This is a genomic window from Kaistia geumhonensis (assembly GCF_030815145.1).
Classification (GTDB): domain Bacteria; phylum Pseudomonadota; class Alphaproteobacteria; order Rhizobiales; family Kaistiaceae; genus Kaistia; species Kaistia geumhonensis.
The window spans coordinates 3,064,760-3,081,037 of record NZ_JAUSWJ010000001.1; the positions used below are offsets into that span (position 1 = coordinate 3,064,760).

The 16,278-nt window shown below is 66.5% G+C and carries 11 protein-coding genes; 4 read left to right on the forward strand and 7 right to left on the reverse strand.

Annotated elements, in window-relative coordinates:
* Nucleotides 1–61: 61 nt before the first annotated feature.
* Both QO015_RS14560 and QO015_RS14565 read left to right on the forward strand, forming a co-directional pair.
* Nucleotides 62–1,156 carry a GNAT family N-acetyltransferase gene (locus QO015_RS14560; protein WP_266278551.1) on the forward strand — a complete coding sequence of 365 codons (1,095 nt, stop codon included), beginning with the start codon at nt 62–64 and terminating at the stop codon, nt 1,154–1,156.
* A complete protein-coding gene (locus QO015_RS14565) occupies nt 1,153–2,112 on the forward strand; it encodes a cupin-like domain-containing protein (protein ID WP_266278550.1) in 960 nt (319 codons plus the stop codon). The genes QO015_RS14560 and QO015_RS14565 overlap by 4 nt, the downstream gene beginning before the upstream one ends.
* A 77-nt stretch (nt 2,113–2,189) precedes the next feature.
* Here QO015_RS14565 and mmsB read toward each other — a convergent pair whose 3' ends face one another.
* The 5 genes from mmsB to QO015_RS14590 all read right to left on the reverse strand — a co-directional run bounded on the left by mmsB (nt 2,190) and on the right by QO015_RS14590 (nt 9,561).
* Complete coding sequence (gene mmsB, locus QO015_RS14570; RefSeq protein WP_266282334.1) at nt 2,190–3,476, reverse strand: multiple monosaccharide ABC transporter permease; 1,287 nt, start codon at nt 3,474–3,476, stop codon at nt 2,190–2,192.
* Nucleotides 3,470–5,005, reverse strand: a complete 1,536-nt coding sequence (gene mmsA, locus QO015_RS14575) for a multiple monosaccharide ABC transporter ATP-binding protein (RefSeq protein ID WP_266278549.1) — start codon at nt 5,003–5,005, stop codon at nt 3,470–3,472. The genes mmsB and mmsA overlap by 7 nt, the downstream gene beginning before the upstream one ends.
* Nucleotides 5,006–5,109: 104 nt before the next feature.
* Nucleotides 5,110–6,180, reverse strand: coding sequence for a multiple monosaccharide ABC transporter substrate-binding protein (chvE, locus tag QO015_RS14580; RefSeq protein WP_266278548.1), 1,071 nt, complete (start codon nt 6,178–6,180; stop codon nt 5,110–5,112).
* Between the two features lie 293 nt (nt 6,181–6,473).
* Nucleotides 6,474–7,088 carry a CAP domain-containing protein gene (locus QO015_RS14585; protein ID WP_266278547.1) on the reverse strand — a complete coding sequence of 205 codons (615 nt, stop codon included), beginning with the start codon at nt 7,086–7,088 and terminating at the stop codon, nt 6,474–6,476.
* A 109-nt stretch (nt 7,089–7,197) separates the two neighbouring features.
* On the reverse strand, nt 7,198–9,561 hold the full coding sequence (locus QO015_RS14590; RefSeq protein WP_266278546.1) for a DUF3772 domain-containing protein: 2,364 nt from the start codon (nt 9,559–9,561) through the stop codon (nt 7,198–7,200).
* 228 nt (nt 9,562–9,789) lie between these two features.
* Here QO015_RS14590 and QO015_RS14595 point away from each other — a divergent pair, with 228 nt between their 5' ends.
* The gene (locus QO015_RS14595; RefSeq protein ID WP_266278545.1) at nt 9,790–10,434 is read left to right on the forward strand and encodes an exopolysaccharide biosynthesis protein; all 645 of its coding nucleotides are present in this window, start codon (nt 9,790–9,792) and stop codon (nt 10,432–10,434) included.
* Nucleotides 10,435–10,500: 66 nt separating this feature from the next.
* Nucleotides 10,501–11,010, forward strand: a complete 510-nt coding sequence (locus QO015_RS14600) for a hypothetical protein (RefSeq protein ID WP_266278544.1) — start codon at nt 10,501–10,503, stop codon at nt 11,008–11,010.
* Nucleotides 11,011–11,021: 11 nt separating this feature from the next.
* Here QO015_RS14600 and QO015_RS14605 read toward each other — a convergent pair whose 3' ends face one another.
* Both QO015_RS14605 and pyc read right to left on the reverse strand, forming a co-directional pair.
* On the reverse strand, nt 11,022–12,452 hold the full coding sequence (locus tag QO015_RS14605) for a sensor domain-containing diguanylate cyclase (protein WP_266278543.1): 1,431 nt from the start codon (nt 12,450–12,452) through the stop codon (nt 11,022–11,024).
* Nucleotides 12,453–12,748: 296 nt separating this feature from the next.
* Complete coding sequence (gene pyc / locus QO015_RS14610) at nt 12,749–16,189, reverse strand: pyruvate carboxylase (RefSeq protein WP_266278542.1); 3,441 nt, start codon at nt 16,187–16,189, stop codon at nt 12,749–12,751.
* Nucleotides 16,190–16,278: the final 89 nt, after the last annotated feature.

The following is a 16,278-nucleotide window of genomic DNA, read 5'->3' on the forward strand; positions in this document are numbered from 1 at the left end:
GCCGGTTGAGCCCCGCAGGCTGTCCGAGCCTGCCAAGCGATCACTGCCGCCGGCGGGCCTCATGACCGAATGGCGGCGCCTCGCCCGGGACGCGCCCGAGGCCAATCCGTTCTTTTCGCCTGCGATCCTCGGTGCGGCGCTGGAACACCTCGCTCCGGCGGCTGTCTCAATCGCCGTCGCGGAGGATGACGCCGGCCGTCTGCTCGCACTGGTGCCGGTCGGCCCGGCCCGGCTCGGCCGGCTCGTCCCGGCGTTCTCCGTCTACACCCATCTCTACGGCCCGCTCGGAACGCCGCTGCTCGATCCGGCCGATCCGGACGGGGCGATGGCGCGCCTCGTCGGCGTCATGGACGGCGGCCGGCCCGGCGGACGGATCCTGCTCTTTCCAGACCTGCCGGTCGACGGTGTTGCCGGGATGGCGCTGTGCGCTCTCGCCGCCAGGACCGGCCGGCCTCTCGCGGTGATCGGCGGCCATGAGCGCGCCATCCTCCGGCCGCGAGTGATGGCCGAGCGGGTCCGCTCGGGCCTGCCGGGAAAGTCGCGCAAGGAACTCGCGCGGCAACTGCGCCGTCTCGGCGATCTCGGTCGGCTCGACTGGTGCAGCGCCACGACGCCCGGCGAGCGCGCCGAACTGCTCGACGCGTTCCTCGCTCTCGAAGCCGCCGGGTGGAAGGGCCGGCGCCGGACGGCCCTGCGCGACCGTGCCGACGCACTCGCCTTCACGCGCGCCGTCTTCGAGGGGGCGGCGCCGGGCGAGGCCCGGATCGATGCGCTGACGATCGGAGGACGGGCGGTCGCGATGCTCGGCTCGCTCCGCACGGGCGGTACCGTGGTGACATGGAAGATCGCCCATGACGAGGCGCTCGGCCGCTATTCGCCGGGTGTTCAGGTCATGCTCCAGGCGTCGGAGATCTTCGAGGCCGATCCATCGGTGCTGCTCGTCGACTCGCTGGCGAGCGCCGGCCATCCGATGATCGACCGGCTCTGGCCGGACCGGCAGTCGATGGGCCTCGCCGTGCTCGGGCCGGTCGGCGGCAGCACTGCCTTCCGGGCTGGCGTCCTTCTTGCTCATGGGGAAGTCCGCGCACGCGCGAACTTGCGCGCGCTGATCCGCCGGACCCCACGGTCCGGCCGAGCCAAGGAGGACACCTCATGACGGATCGTCCCGACGCCGCAGCCGCGTCCGCCCGGCTGATCGCGCTCGATCCCGCGCTGATGGCGCGCCAGTTCCCCGCAGAACCCTTCGCTTATCGCCACGCCCTCGCCGCCGAACCGTTGCTTCAGCTCGGCGCCCTTGCTGCCCTCGCCGGGCGCCTGCCGCGCGACCGCCTCGAATACAATTCCGGCCGCCTCAAGGTGGACCAGAAGCCGGAAGAGACCCCTACCGTCGATCTCGAGCCGACGGAGATCGTGCGCCAGATCGAGACGGCCGGCGCCTGGATGGTCCTGAAAAACGTCGAGACGATTCCCGAATATGGACGCCTGATCCACCGTGTCCTCGACGAGGCCGCCCGCGCCGCCGGCCATGCCGATCATCGCGCCGCCGGGATGAAGGAGCCGATGGGCTTCATCTTCGTGTCCTCGGCCCATTCGGTGACGCCGTTCCACCTCGACTACGAGGAGAACTTCTTCGTCCACCTGCACGGCGACAAGGCCATGCATGTCTTCGACAACCGCGACCGCTCGGTGATCGACGAGGAGGGCCTCGAATCCTTCCCCGGCAAGCACCGCAACCATCGCTACCGTGACGCCTTCGCGGCGCGCGAGACGGTGTTCTCCTTCAAGGCGGGCGAGGGCATGTTCCTGCCCTATACCTGGCCGCACTGGGTGGAGACGGGCGCCGACTGGTCGATCTCGATGGCCATCACCTGGAAATCGGCCGCCGATCTCCGCTTGAACAAGCTCTATTTCGCCAATGCCGTATTGCGCCGTCTCGGCATGCCGCAGCCCGCCCCCGGCAAGGTGCCGGCGCTCGATAGCGCCAAGGTGGCACTCTACGACATCGCGCGGCTTCCGCTGGAGCCGCTCCGGCGGGGCGAGGCGATGCGCCGCGCGCTGCGCGGCCTGCTGTTCGGCCGCTCGGCCAATTATTTCTACGGAAGCAAGGCCTGATCGAGCGGCTCCAAATGGAAAGGGGCGGTCCCGCGGGCCGCCCCTTTGTCGTTTCCCAGGCCGGCGGCGCTGCCGCGTCAGCCCTTGTTCTTGTTGTAGACGTCGAAGATGACGGCGCCGAGCAGCACCAGGCCCTTAACGACCTGCTGCCAGTCGACATTGACGCCCATGATCGACATGCCGTTGTTCATGACGCCCATGATGAAGCCGCCGACCACGGTCGAGATCACCTGGCCGACGCCGCCCATCGCCGAGGCGCCGCCGATGAACACGGCCGCGATGACGTCGAGCTCGCTGCCGAGGCCGGCCGCAGGGACCGCCTGGCCGAGGCGGGCGGCGATGATGAGGCCGCCCAGCGCCGACAGCACGCCCATATTGACGAAGACGAGCAGCGTCAGCCGCTCGGTCTTGATGCCGGAGAGCTGCGCGGCCTTGATGTTGCCGCCCATCGCATAGACGCGCCGGCCCACCGTCGTCTTTTTAGTGATGAAGACGAAGATCGCGATCAGGATGCCCATCACGACGAGGACGATCGGGAAGCCGCGATAGAGCGCGAACTGGTAGACGAGGAACAGCGCCAGCGCCGAGACGACCACCGTCTTCACGAGGAAGAGCGGGAAGGGTTCGGCGGCATAGCCGTGACGCTCGCGCGTCCGGCGGGCGCGGATGCCGGCGATGATGAACAGCGCGACGCCGATCAGGCCGAGCAGCATGGTCGTCGAATGCAGCACGATACCCGAGCCGACGATCGTCTTGCCCGCGGCGTTGACGATCGGCGGAACGATGGTGATCGGGCCGAAGACGTCCGGCAGGAAGCCGGAGGATAGCTGCTTGAAGCTGTCGGGCAGCGGGCCGACGGAGGAGCCGCCGCCGAGCAGGCCCTGGCACATGCCGCGAAACACGAGCATGCCGGCCAGCGTGACGATGAAGCTCGGGATGCGGTGATAGGCGATCCAGTAGCCCTGCGCCGCGCCGATCGCGCCGCCGATCACGAGGCAGACGATCGAGACGATGAGCGGATTGGACAGGAAGCCGAGTGGCCAGATCACCATCATCATCGCCGCCAGCGCGCCGATGAAGCCGGCGACGGAGCCGACCGAGAGGTCGATATGGCCCGAGACAATGACCAGCAGCATGCCCAGCGCCATCACGATGATGAAGCTGTTCTGCTGCACGAGGTTGGAAAGGTTGACCGGCTTGAAGAGCGTGCCGGTCGTGAGCTGGAAGAACACCATGATGGCGATCAGCGCCAGCACGAGGCCGTAGTCGCGGATATTGGCGACGACGGACGAGACGGGCACGCGGGGCCCGCTCGGCACGTCCTGAGCGACGCCGGACTGCGGGGTGGGAGTGTCGGTCATGATGCAGCTCTTCCTTCTCCGCGCACGATGGCGCGCATGATCTTCTCCTGGCTGGCCTCGCTGGCGGCCATCTCCCCGACGATGCGCCCTTCGTTCATCACATAGATCCGGTCCGTGATGCCCAGCAGCTCGGGCATCTCGGATGAAATGACGATGACGGCCCGGCCCTCGGCGGCGAGGCGGGCGATGATCGTGTAGATCTCGTATTTGGCGCCGACGTCGATGCCGCGAGTCGGCTCGTCGAGAATCAGGACCTCGGGGCTGGCGAACAGCCACTTCGAGAGCACGACCTTCTGCTGGTTGCCGCCCGAGAGATTGCCGGTCTTCTGGAAGACGCTCGACGAGCGGATGTTCGTCTTCTTGCGGTAGTCGTTGGCGACGTCGAGCTCGCGCAGCTCGTCGATGACACCGGCACGCGCCACGCCCTTCAGATTGGCGAGGGTGATGTTGTTCTTGATGTCGTCGATCAGATTGAGGCCGAAGACCTTCCGGTCCTCGGTGACATAGGCGATGCCCTGGTCGACGGCACGGCCGACCGTCGAGACGTCGATCGGCTTGCCCTTGAGGCGCACCTCGCCGGAGATCTTTCGGCCGTAGCTGCGGCCGAACAGGCTCATCGCGAATTCGGTTCGGCCGGCGCCCATGAGGCCGGCGATGCCGACGACCTCGCCCCGATGCACCTTGATGTCGATGTTCTTGATCACCTGCCGGTCGGCATGGAGCGGGTGATAGCAGGACCAGTTCTGGACCTCGAAGATGACGTCGCCGATCTTCGGATCGCGCGGCGGATAGCGGTCCTCGAGCGAGCGGCCGACCATCGAGGTGATGATGCGGTCCTCGGAGATCTCGCTGCGGTCGAGCGTCTCGATGGTGCGCCCGTCGCGGATGACGGTCACATGGTCGGCGACGCGGTTGATCTCGTTCAGCTTGTGCGAGATCAGGATCGAGGTGATGCCCTGCTTCTTGAATTCGAGCAGGAGATCGAGCAGCGCCTGGCTGTCCTTCTCGGAGAGGCTGGCGGTCGGCTCGTCGAGGATCAGAAGCTCGACATTCTTGCTGAGCGCCTTGGCGATCTCGACGAGCTGCTGCTTGCCGGTGCCGATATCGGTTATGAGGGTGTTCGGGTCTTCGACGAGGCCGACCTTGCCGAGCAGCTCGCGGGTGCGGCGCTCATTGGCGTTCCAGTCGATGACGCCCCATCTGGCCTGTTCGTTGCCGAGAAAGATGTTCTCGGTGATCGACAGCATCGGGACCAGGGCCAGTTCCTGATGGATGATGACGATCCCCATCTGTTCGCTGTCATGGATGCCGTGGAACTGGCATTCCTTGCCGCGATAGATGATCTGCCCCTCGTAGTCGCCGGCAGGATAGACGCCGGAGAGGACTTTCATGAGGGTCGACTTGCCGGCGCCGTTCTCGCCGCAGATGGCGTGAATCTCGCCTTCCTCGACCTTGAGGTTGACGTTCGACAGCGCCTTGACCCCCGGAAAGGTCTTGGTGATGTCGCGCATCTCGAGAATGTATGAGGGCATGGATAGCCGCTCCCGAAGGGGCTACGGACCGGGCGAGGTTAGCGTCTCGCTCGCCTGACGAGAAGAGGCCCCGCCGGGGCGGGGCCTCAAGGTCGTTTGGAAGATTACTTCAGCTCGTCGGGCTTGATGTAGCCCGACTCGACGACGATCTTCTCGTAGTTGGTCTTGTCGACCTCGACCGGCGTCAGCAGGATCGAGGGAACGACCTTGACGTCGTTGTTGTAGGTGGTCGTGTCGAGATTGGCCGGCGTGTTGCCCGAGAGGACAGTGTCGACGAGTTCGACGGTCGACTTGGCGAGGTCGCGCGTGTCCTTGAACACGGTCGAATACTGCTCGCCGGCGATGATCGCCTTGACCGAAGCGGTCTCGGCGTCCTGGCCGGTCACGATCGGCCAGGGCTGGTCGGCGGTGCCGTAGCCGACGCCGCGGAGCGAGGCGATGATGCCGCGCGACAGGCCGTCATAGGGCGACAGGACGCCGTCGACGCGCTTGCCGTCCGAGTAGTAGGCCGAAAGCAGGTTGTCCATGCGGGCCTGGGCGGTGGCGGCGAGCCAGCGCAGGGTACCGACCTTGTCCATGCCGGTCTGGCCGGACACGATCTTGATGGAGCCGTCGTCGATCAGCGGCTGCAGGACCGACATGGCGCCGTTGTAGAAGAAGAAGGCGTTGTTGTCGTCGGGCGAGCCGCCGAACAGCTCGACGTTCCAGGGCTTCGTGTCCGGGAAGCGCTCCTTGAGGCCTTTCACCAGCGAATTGGCCTGGATCACGCCGACGCCGAAATTGTCGAAGGTCGTGTAGTAGTCGACATTCGGGGTCTTCTTGATCAGGCGGTCATAGGCGACCACCACGACACCGGCATCGGCCGCCTTCTGCAGCGCGTCGCCCATCGTCGTGCCGTCGATCGAGGCGATGATCAGGGCCTTCGGGCCCTTGGTGATCACGTTCTCGAGCTGGCTGAGCTGGTTGGGAATGTCGTCCTGGGCGTACTGCAGGTCGACGGTGTAGCCCTTGGCCTCGAGCTGCGACTTGACGGCGTCGCCATCATTGATCCAGCGCTGCGAGGTCTTGGTCGGCATCAGGACGCCGATGAGGCCCTTGTCCTCGGCGTGAGCAACCGGCGACAGAGCGACCACGCCGAGCGCAAGCGCGGCGAGCGCTGACTTGATAAGCTTCATGTATCCTCTCCCCAATTGTATGACGTTTCGCCGCGAATTCACGGCCGGCGCCATACGCGAACTCTCTTTAATTCGACTCTCGATAATTTGCCAGCACATTCCGTGGGCAGCGCATCCCCATCATCGACCCGACGCCGGCAGGCCGGACCAATCGCGCAGCCCGGCTAGCTAGCTGCGGCGAAGGCCGGCCGTCAATGGGAATCGGGGAAGCGCGCAGGCGCAATCGATCGCCCGCCGCCGGCGGGGGCGGCGGCGGCGGGATAAAATACGATCATACGCTGAATGGGGGATCGCTATTGCGAGACGACGGCTCCGCCGATCGAAACCACGGTGCGGCCATCGGCCGGCAGCGGCGCGGCAGCCGCGGCTGCCGGCGGCGGCTCGTAGGGCTTGGCGAGGATCAGCGACCAGTAGACCTTGTACTTGCTCTTCGGCGCATAGGCCGTGCCGATCCCCAGCCGGGTAACACCGGCCTTCAGCATGTTGGCGTTGTGCGAGGGCGAATCGCGCCATCCCGAAAAAGCCTCGGCGAGGGTTCTGTAGCCCGCGCCGACATTCTCGACCGCGACGCCGGCGTCAAAGCCCGAGGCGGCGAGACGCTTCTCGAAACTGCCGCCACCCTTCACGTTGTGGCCGACCTGATCGACCGCGGCCATCGCGCGGGCCTGGTCGGCGGCCAGCTTGTTCAGCACCGGGTCGGCAACCACCGCCGAGAGGCCGCGCGTCGCACGATAGCCGCTGATCATGCTCGCGGCCGCTTCCGGGCTGACCGTGGCGCCGGCCGCGTCCAGCCGATCGTAGAATACCGGCGAGCGCGGCGCCTCCGGCTCCTTGGCGCAGGCCGCGAGGAGAACGATGAGCGACGCTGCGGCGATGAGCGGGGCCGCGCGGCGGAGCGATGTCTTCATGGATGGACCTTCTTCGGGACAAACCCTGCTGGGCGGTTGGCCCGGTGCCGGGCAGGAGGCGCGGAATGCGCGCGGGTGTGGCCGATCTGGCGTGGCGGGGCAACGGGGCTCACGGGAGCGAGATGTCTTCGTTGCGGAAGCGGGCAAGGCATTCGAAGCGGATGTCGGAGCGGACCTGCATGCCCTGTGCGATGTCGGAGAGATAGCATCTGAGCTCGAAATCGAGCGAGACATTGTTGAAAGCCGTGAAGAGCACGCTCGGCGCCGGATAGGCGAGCACCAGCGGATGCGCCTTCGCGATCTCGAGCAGGACGGCCCGCACCCGCTCAGGATCGGTCGTCTTCGCCACCGTCACGGGCAGGATGATGCGACCGGACCGGTCGCGGAGCACCATGTTCTTGACCTGGCCCGTGATCAGCGTGGAATTCGGCACGATCAGCGTGGCCCGGTCGAAGGTCTCGATCTCGGTGGCGCGCACGTTGATGCGCTTGACGATGCCTTCCTCGGCGCCGACGGCGATCCAGTCGCCGGCCCGGATGGGCCGCTCGGCGAGCAGGATGAGGCCGGAAACGAAGTTGTTGACGATCGCCTGCAGGCCGAGGCCGATACCGACAGAGAGCGCGCCGGCGACGATGGCGACGTTGGAGAGATCGAGGCCGGCATAGCCGAAGGCGAAAGCTGCCGCCGCGATGGTGCCGAGATAGCCGACGCTGGTGCGGATCGAATTGCGCAGGCCCGAATCGAGCCGCGTCGTCGGCAGGAAGCGGGTCTCGAGCCAGTTCTGCATCGCCCGCGTGATCACGAAGCCGATGGCGAACACGGCAAGCGCAGCGATGATCGTCGAGAAGGAAATCGAGATCGATCCGACGCGGAAGCCGAAGAAGACCTGCCGGACGCTCTCGAAGACCGAGGTCGAATCGACGCCCCAGGGCGCAATCACCACCAGCACCGCGCCGGCGACGAGAAGCGCACGCACGAGTCCGTTGAAGAGCACGCCGGCCTGCGTGATGGAGCGGGGCGCGAATCCGATCGAGGCGATGAGGCGGCTGCCGACGACACCCTCTCGGCGGAACCAGGCGCTGGTCAGCTCGTCGGCGAGCATGATGAGGAGTACGAGCAGCGCGACGATGGTCGATACCCAGGCGATCTGTGCCGTGATGAAGCGGCCGAGCGCGACATAGCCCATCAGGTTGGCGACGATGGCCACGGCGGCGGCCATGGCGGCAACGACCAGCGCCATGCGGCGCAGGATCGGCTCCTCGGCCGGGTCTTCTTCTTCCTCCTCGGCCGGCGGGCGGTGGTTCAGCATTCGCACGGTCATGATGATCAGCACCGAACTCACCGTGGACAGCAGTCCGTCGGCCGCGATGATCAGCGGCAGGCCGGTATAGGCGACGCGCGAGAAGCGCTCGATGAAGACCGAAAGGGCCTGCATCGCCGCGATCGCGACCGTGAAATGAAAGATGCGCCGCGCGATCGCGTGCTCGATCTCGACCAGGCGAAGATCGGGACGCCATGGCGCCAGAAGAGCGCGCGAGACGCCGAATCCGAGCGAGAACAGCGCCACCGCGGAGGTGACGCCCCACCAGAGCTGGTCGATACGGCCCGGCGAGAGGTCGAGCGCGTCGAGGATCGCGTGGCCGCCCACGAGCACGCCGGTCGGCACCAGCGTGTTGAGCGCGACGACCGTCGTCGCCACCATGACGCGCGATCGCCGGTCGCTCGATTTGCCGGGCTCGGGCAATGCGCTGCGGACGCGGCGGATGAGCATTCGCCGTCCGGGGACGAGCAGCAGCAACATGGCCGCGATCACAGCGAGGACGAGGGCGATCGCGGTGCGGTCGTTGCGCACCTGGAGGACGCGAACCCATCCGGAGATGAGCTCGTTGGAGCGCGCAGCGACGCCGGGAACCTCGGCAGCGGCGTCGCTCCACAGCGTCGGATCGATCAGGCTCGCATTGCGCTCCAAAAGGCGGCCGGTGAACAGGCGACGGCGACGGTCGTTGATCTGGCTGTTCGTGAAAGTGCCGTGTACCGCGATCGCCTGCGCCTGCTGCTGGCTGCCGGACAGATCGGCATAGAGCTTCTGCGCCGACGCGAGTTCGTCCTTGATCGCGTCCGACACGGCGGCATCGGCGCCCTGCACCGGCGACAGTTCCTTGACCTGAGCCGCGGCGGCGGCGACCTGCGGCGTCAACCCGTCGGCAAAGGCCGATGCACTGTTGACGATCGCGGCCGTCTGCTCGCGCAGGTTCCTCAAATCGTAGTCGCTGACGCCGACGCGATCGAGCGCCATGTCGATGCGCGTCAGATCGGAGTTCCAGCGGTCGAGCAGGGCCTGCGTATCGGCAGCATCGGCGGACGTGTCGATGACGGCGAGCGCGGGCGCGACGTCGACCGCCAGCATGGCGAGCGTCACGAGCGCGAGCACGACCCGCCGGATCGCCGATCCGATGCCTTCGATGCGCGTCACGCCGCCCTCCCTGCCGCTTTCGCCGGCCCTGCCGACCTTAGGGGCAATGATGACGACATCAGGGCGGCCGCCTTTGCAATCAGATCTTCAAGCACGAGGCGTATCAGATTCGGGCGGCCTGCGACTGGACGGCGCCATCCGCGTTGCCCATATGCGCCGTCACGAGGTTCGAGGGAACCGGAGAAGGATTTGGCAAGCGAAGGCATTACATCGGCGGACGCAGAGGACATGTCGCGACCGCGCTCGGCATCGACTCTGCTGGGCAAGCTGGACGAATTGATCGATGGCGAAAGGATATCGGTCGGCGCGATGAGCGATGCGCTGGGGCGCTCTGGCCTCGGCATCACGATCCTGATGCTGGCGCTGCCCTCCTTCATTCCCATCCCGGGCCTGCCCACAGGCTTCGTCTTCGGGACGGCCCTCGCCATTCTCTCGCTGCAGGTGCTGACCGGCGCCGACAAGCTGATCCTGCCGGGCTGGATCCGCAGGTTCAGCATGCCGCGCGATCCGGTCGTTCGGGGCGGCGCGTTCATCGCGCCCTGGTTCCGCAAGATCGAGTGGATGCTCCGGCCCCGCCTCAGCGGGCTGTCGGGACGGCGCGCGCAGCTTATTCTGGCTCTGCCGATCTTCGTCCATTCCGTGATGATCCTGCTGCCGATCCCGCTCGGCAACCAGCTGCCGGCGCTAGCGGTCATCGCTTTCGCTTTCGGCTTCATCGAGCGCGATGGCGTCGCGATCCTGGCCGGCGCCATCATCTCGGTCCTCGCTCTCGCCTGGAACGGGGCAATCATCTTCTTCGGCGCCGAGCTCAGCATCTTCCTCTGGGGCTGGGGCGCAGGCATGATCGAACGGCTCGGCTTCGGCACGGCCTGAGGGGCTCGATGGTCCCGCTTCCGCGTCGCCGCCCGATGCGCATCTGACCGGCAGCGGAGCCGCGCCTTGTTCGATCTCATCCGGCTGGCCTTTCTCTACTGCCTCTTCGGGGCCGGGATCCTGTTCGTGCAGATCAACAACACGCCCTGCCGCGCCCCCGTCGTGCTCGACGACGGCGCGTCACCGCCACTCGGTCCGCCGATCGACCTCATCCGGCTCGGGGCCGACCGCGACTATGCGATGCGCCTCGGCAAGGCGGTGGTCTTCTGGCTGCCGCGGCTCGTCGATCTGGTCGGCATCCGCGGCATGCCGTTTCCGGACTATCTCTTCGGCTCGGTCTGTCGCTCGACGGAGGCACAGCCACCACCCGCCGCGCCGATGCTTCCGGTCGTGCCGCAGCTTCCCGCCGTCCCGCAGTCCCCTGCCGCCACGCAGGCTCGGGCGCCCGTGCAACCGCCAGTGCCGCCGGGACGTCTGGCGCAGCCGCAGCCCTATGCGGCCCCGATGCCGCAACCGCCCCTTCCGCCGGAACCCCTGCCGCCGCCCACGCCTCTGCCGCGTCCGCGCGGGGGCTGACGGGGACGGCGTCAGGCCATCTGGTAGAAGGCGCGCTTCGCCTCGTACATGAGAGCGTCGGCTCGCCTGGCGACATCGTCGAGACGCTCGCCGGGACGTCCGGTGGCGGCGCCCATCGAGAGGGTCAGCGGCAGGTTCGAGTAGAACTGGTTGTTGATGTCGACGAGCCGATGCACGCTGTCGATCATGGTCTCGGCATCGCGCTCGTCGGCGCCGGGAAGGATGATCGCGAACTCGTCGCCGCCGATCCGGGCCGCATGGGCCGGCTTCTCGACGATCTTGCCGAGGACTTCGCCGACGCGTCGCAGCAATTCGTCGCCCGCCGCATGCCCGAGCCGGTCGTTCGTCTCCTTGAGACCGTTGAGATCGGCCATGATGATGGTCACCGGATAGGGCGCGTTGCGCTGGAGCCGGCTCATCTCGTCGATATAGAAGGAGCGGTTGTAGAGCTTCGTCAGCGCGTCGTGCTTGCCGAGGAATTCGAGATAGGCTTCCGCGGCCTTGCGCGCCGTGATGTCGGTCAGCGCGACCTGGACCAGCGACCAGTCCTTCTCATGGCCCGGCAGTACCGAGAACTGCAGCAGCACGTGCAATTCGCGGCCGTCCAGCGTGTAGTTCACCACTTCGCGCAACTGGAACAGCTTGCCGTTCCACAGGTCGATCAGCTGCTCGCGGAAGTTCGGCTCCATATTGTCCCGGAAGACGTCCGAGAGGCGGTGGAGCAGCGTCGGCTTGTCGGGCGCGGCGAAGAGCTCGAGCGTGTGGCGGTTCACGTCGATGACCCGGATCTCGCTGATGCAGCGCGTGACGAATTCGGGATGCACGTCGGTGAAGATGCGGAAATCGACGATGCCGCGCATCCTGAGATCGTCGAGCAGCAGCTTGACGGAGCTGAAATCCTCGACCCAAAGCGAGACCGGCGAATGGTCGAACAGCCCGCGCGCATAGGCCTCGCTGGCGGCGAGGCTGCGGCGCGCGCTCTCGCGCTCCGTCACGTCCTCTGTCGATACCAGGACACGGGCCCAGCTGTCCTCCGAGCCCGGCAGCACCGTACCCTTGAGCTGGATGTCGAGCCGCTCGCCCGTCAGCGTGTAGTTGACCGTGGTGCTGGCGAAGTCGCGCTCGCCGTGCCAGAGCCGCTCCAGTTCGCCGATATGCGCCTCGAACATCGCGTCGCGGAACACGCTTGGGAGCGAGCCGCGCAGCGTCTCCACGTCCGGCGCCCGGTAGAGCTCCAGAGTCTTGCGATTGACGCCGACGAGACGGATCCGGCTGGTGCAGGCCTGGATGCGCGACGGGTCGGCTCGAAGAAAGCCGACGATGTCGGTGACGCCCGCAGCGCGCCATTCGTCGAACAGAGTGCGGAGTGCGCTGTAATCCTCGAGCCAGAGCGGGATCGGCGCCAGATCGAACATGGAATGATCGTCGGAAGACACGGCCATGTTCCGGTTCTCGTCGCTCCGCATCGGCCGCTCATGTCTGCCGCGGCCGAATGAACAGAATCCACGTCAGCCGACTCGCTGCCGGGCAATGATCCTGAAGGCGCGTGGTAAATAGACTGTCGATCTAGCCTGTCAATGGCGAAGAGGCATCGCCGGGGGCAGGCGCAACGCTCCGCATCGGCCTTTTCTCGCGCGCGTCTCCGGCGCGCCACGCCGGCGGTCTCCGCATCGCAGGCCGACAAGAACAAAGTGCCGGGACAGGGTCCCGGCACATGTCTTCCGGTTGGGTTTGGCACTCAGCCCAGAACGACCAACAGATCCTTCGCGTCGATCTGGCTGCCGGCGTGGACCAGCACTTCGGCGATCGTGCCGTCGCGATCGGCGTGGATGGCGGTCTCCATCTTCATCGCCTCGATCGAGAGCAGCACGTCGCCCGCCTTGATCGCCTGGCCGGCGCGCACTGCCAGCGTCGAGACGACGCCCGGCATCGGCGCCGCGACATGATTCGGATTGCCTTCCTCGGCCTTGCGCTTCGCCACGACGGCGCCGGCATTGGCGCGGTCGGGGACCTTCACCACGCGCGGCTGACCGTTCAGTTCGAAGAAGACACGGATGAGCCCCTCCTCGTCGGCGTCGCCGATCGCCTGGCAGAGGATGACCATGGTCTTGCCCTTCTCGAGCTCGACATGGATCTCCTCGCCGACGGGCAGGCCATAGAAATAGACCGGAGTCGGCAGCGCGCTGGTCGGGCCGTAGGTATCCTCGGTCTTAGCGAAGTCGGTGTAGACCTTCGGATACATGAGGTACGAAGCGAGGGCGAAATCGTCGATGACGCGCTTGCCGGTTTTTTCGGCCGCTGCCTTGCGCTCCGCCTCGAGATCCGCCGCCTTGATCAGCGAGCCGGGGCGGGCCGTCGACGGTGTATCGCCCTTCAGCGCCTTCTTCTGGATGCCGGCCGGCCAGCCGCCGGGGGGCTGGCCGAGATCGCCGCGCATCATCTGCACGACGGAATCCGGGAAGGCGATGTCGCGGGCCGGGTCCTCGACATCGGCGACGGTGAGACCCTGGCTCACCATCATGAGCGCCATGTCGCCGACCACCTTGGACGAAGGCGTCACCTTCACGATGTCGCCGAACATGCGGTTCACGTCGGCATAGGCCTGCGCGACCTCGTGCCAGCGGGTGTCGAGGCCGAGCGAGCGGGCCTGCTCCTTGAGATTGGTGAACTGGCCGCCCGGCATCTCGTGGAGATAGACCTCGGATGCACCGGCCTTGAGGTCGCTCTCGAAGGCGACATACTGCGCGCGCACTGCTTCCCAGTAGAAGGAGATGCGGCGGATCGCGTCCGGGTCGAGGCCGGTGTCGCGGTCGGTCCCCTTGAGCGCCTCGGCGATCGAGCCGAGGCAGGGCTGCGACGTGAGGCCCGACAGGGCGTCCATCGCCGCGTCCACCGCATCGACGCCCGCTTCCACGGCGGCGAGAACAGTCGCGGCCGAGATGCCCGACGTGTCATGCGTGTGCAGGTGGATCGGCAGGTCGGTCTCGGAACGCAGCGTCGAGACGAGCTTCTTGGCCGCGGCCGGCTTCAGCAGGCCGGCCATGTCCTTGATGCCGATGATGTGCGCGCCGGCCTTTTCGAGGTCCTTCGCGAGCGACACGTAGTATTTGAGGTCGTATTTCGCGCGGTCCGGATCGAGGACGTCGCCGGTGTAGCAGATGGCGGCCTCGAGGACCTTGCCCTCCTCGCGCACTGCATCCATCGAGACGCGCATGTTCTCGACCCAGTTCAGGCAGTCGAACACGCGGAAGACGTCGATGCCGCCGGCTGCCGCCTGCTTGACGAAGAACTTGACGACATTGTCGGCATAGTTGGTGTAGCCGACACCGTTCGCGCCCCTGAGTAGCATCTGCAGCAGGATGTTGGGCGCCCGCTCGCGGATCATCGCGAGGCGCTCCCACGGGTCCTCGGTGAGGAAGCGCATCGCGACGTCGAAGGTCGCGCCGCCCCAGCATTCGAGGCTGAACAGGCCCGGCAGGCCGCGGGCATAGCTGTCGGCGATGCCGACGATGTCGTGCGTGCGCATGCGCGTCGCCAGCAGCGACTGGTGCGCGTCGCGCATCGTCGTGTCGGTGACGAGGGTCCGCGTCTCGGAGCGCATCCATTTCGCCAGCGCCTCGGGGCCATGCGCCTCGAGATACTGCTTGGTGCCCGGCGCCGGCTCTGCCGCGAAATGCGGGATGACCTTGGCGAGCGCATCGGCCTTCGGCTTCACGCGGCCGCGCGTCTCCGGATGGCCGTTGACCGTCACGTCGGCGATATAGGTCAGCAGCTTGGTGGCGCGGTCACGCCGGCGCACCGAGGAGAACAGCTCCGGCGTCGTGTCGATGAATCGCGTCGTATAGGAATTGTCGCGGAATTTCGGGTGGTTGATGATGTTCGCGACGAAGGTCAGGTTGGTCGCTACGCCGCGGATGCGGAACTCGCGCAGCGCGCGGTCCATGCGCGCGATCGCCTCCTCGGGCGTCGGCGCCCAGGCCGTGATCTTCTCCAGCAGCGGATCGTAGAAGCGGGTGATCACCGCGCCGGAATAGGCCGTGCCACCGTCGAGGCGGATGCCGAAGCCAGATGCCTCGCGATAGGCGGTGATGCGGCCATAGTCCGGAATGAAGTTCTGCTCCGGATCCTCGGTCGTGATGCGGCACTGCAACGCGTGGCCGTTGAGGCGGATATCAACCTGGGCGGGCACCCCGGACGCGGGCGTGCCGATCGTGGCGCCCTCGGCGATGTGGATCTGTGCCTTGACGATATCGATGCCCGTCACCTGCTCGGTGACGGTATGCTCGACCTGGATGCGCGGATTGACCTCGATGAAATAGAACTTGCCCGTATCGGCATCCATCAGGAATTCGACCGTGCCGGCGCCGTAATAGTCCGCGGCATGGCCGATCTTGAGGCCGTAGTCGGTGAGTTCCTTGCGCTCGGCGTCGGAAAGATAGGGCGCAGGCGCGCGCTCCACGACCTTCTGGTGACGGCGCTGCACCGAGCAGTCGCGCTCGAACAGATGGACGATGTTGCCGTGCCGGTCGCCGAGGATCTGCACCTCGACATGGCGGGCGCGCTCGACGAGCTTTTCGAGATAGATCTCGTCCTTGCCGAAGGCCGCCTTGGCCTCGCGCCGCGCCGTCACGGCGTCCTTGAGCAGCGTTTCCTCGTCGCGGATGACGCGCATGCCACGGCCGCCGCCACCCCAGGAGGCCTTGAGCATCACAGGGTAGCCGATGCGCTTCGCCTCGGCCTTGATGAACTCCACATCGTCCGGCAACGGGTCGGTGGCCGGCATGACAGGCACGCTGGCGGCGATGGCGAGGTTTCGCGCCGCGACCTTGTTGCCGAGCATGCGCATCGTGTCCGGCGAGGGACCGATGAAAGTGATGCCGGCTTCGGCGCAGGCTTCGGCGAATTCGGGGCTCTCGGACAGGAGGCCGTAGCCGGGGTGGATGGCGTCGGCCTTCGCCTCGCGCGCGATGCGGATGATGTCGGGGATGTTCAGATAGGCTTCGATCGGACCGAGGCCCTTGCCGACCTGATAGGCCTCGTCAGCCTTGAAGCGATGCAGCGCGAGCTTGTCTTCCTCGGCGAAGATCGCGACCGTCCTTAGCCCCAATTCGTTGGCGGCGCGGAACACGCGGATGGCGATTTCCGACCGGTTAGCGACGAGAATCTTCTTGATTGCCACCAGAACCCCCGATTCCGATCCACCCGGCATGGCGGACGACCGGCCCGATGTTAGCGGTTTTGTGCGAGTGCGAAAAGATCAGTCAGTTG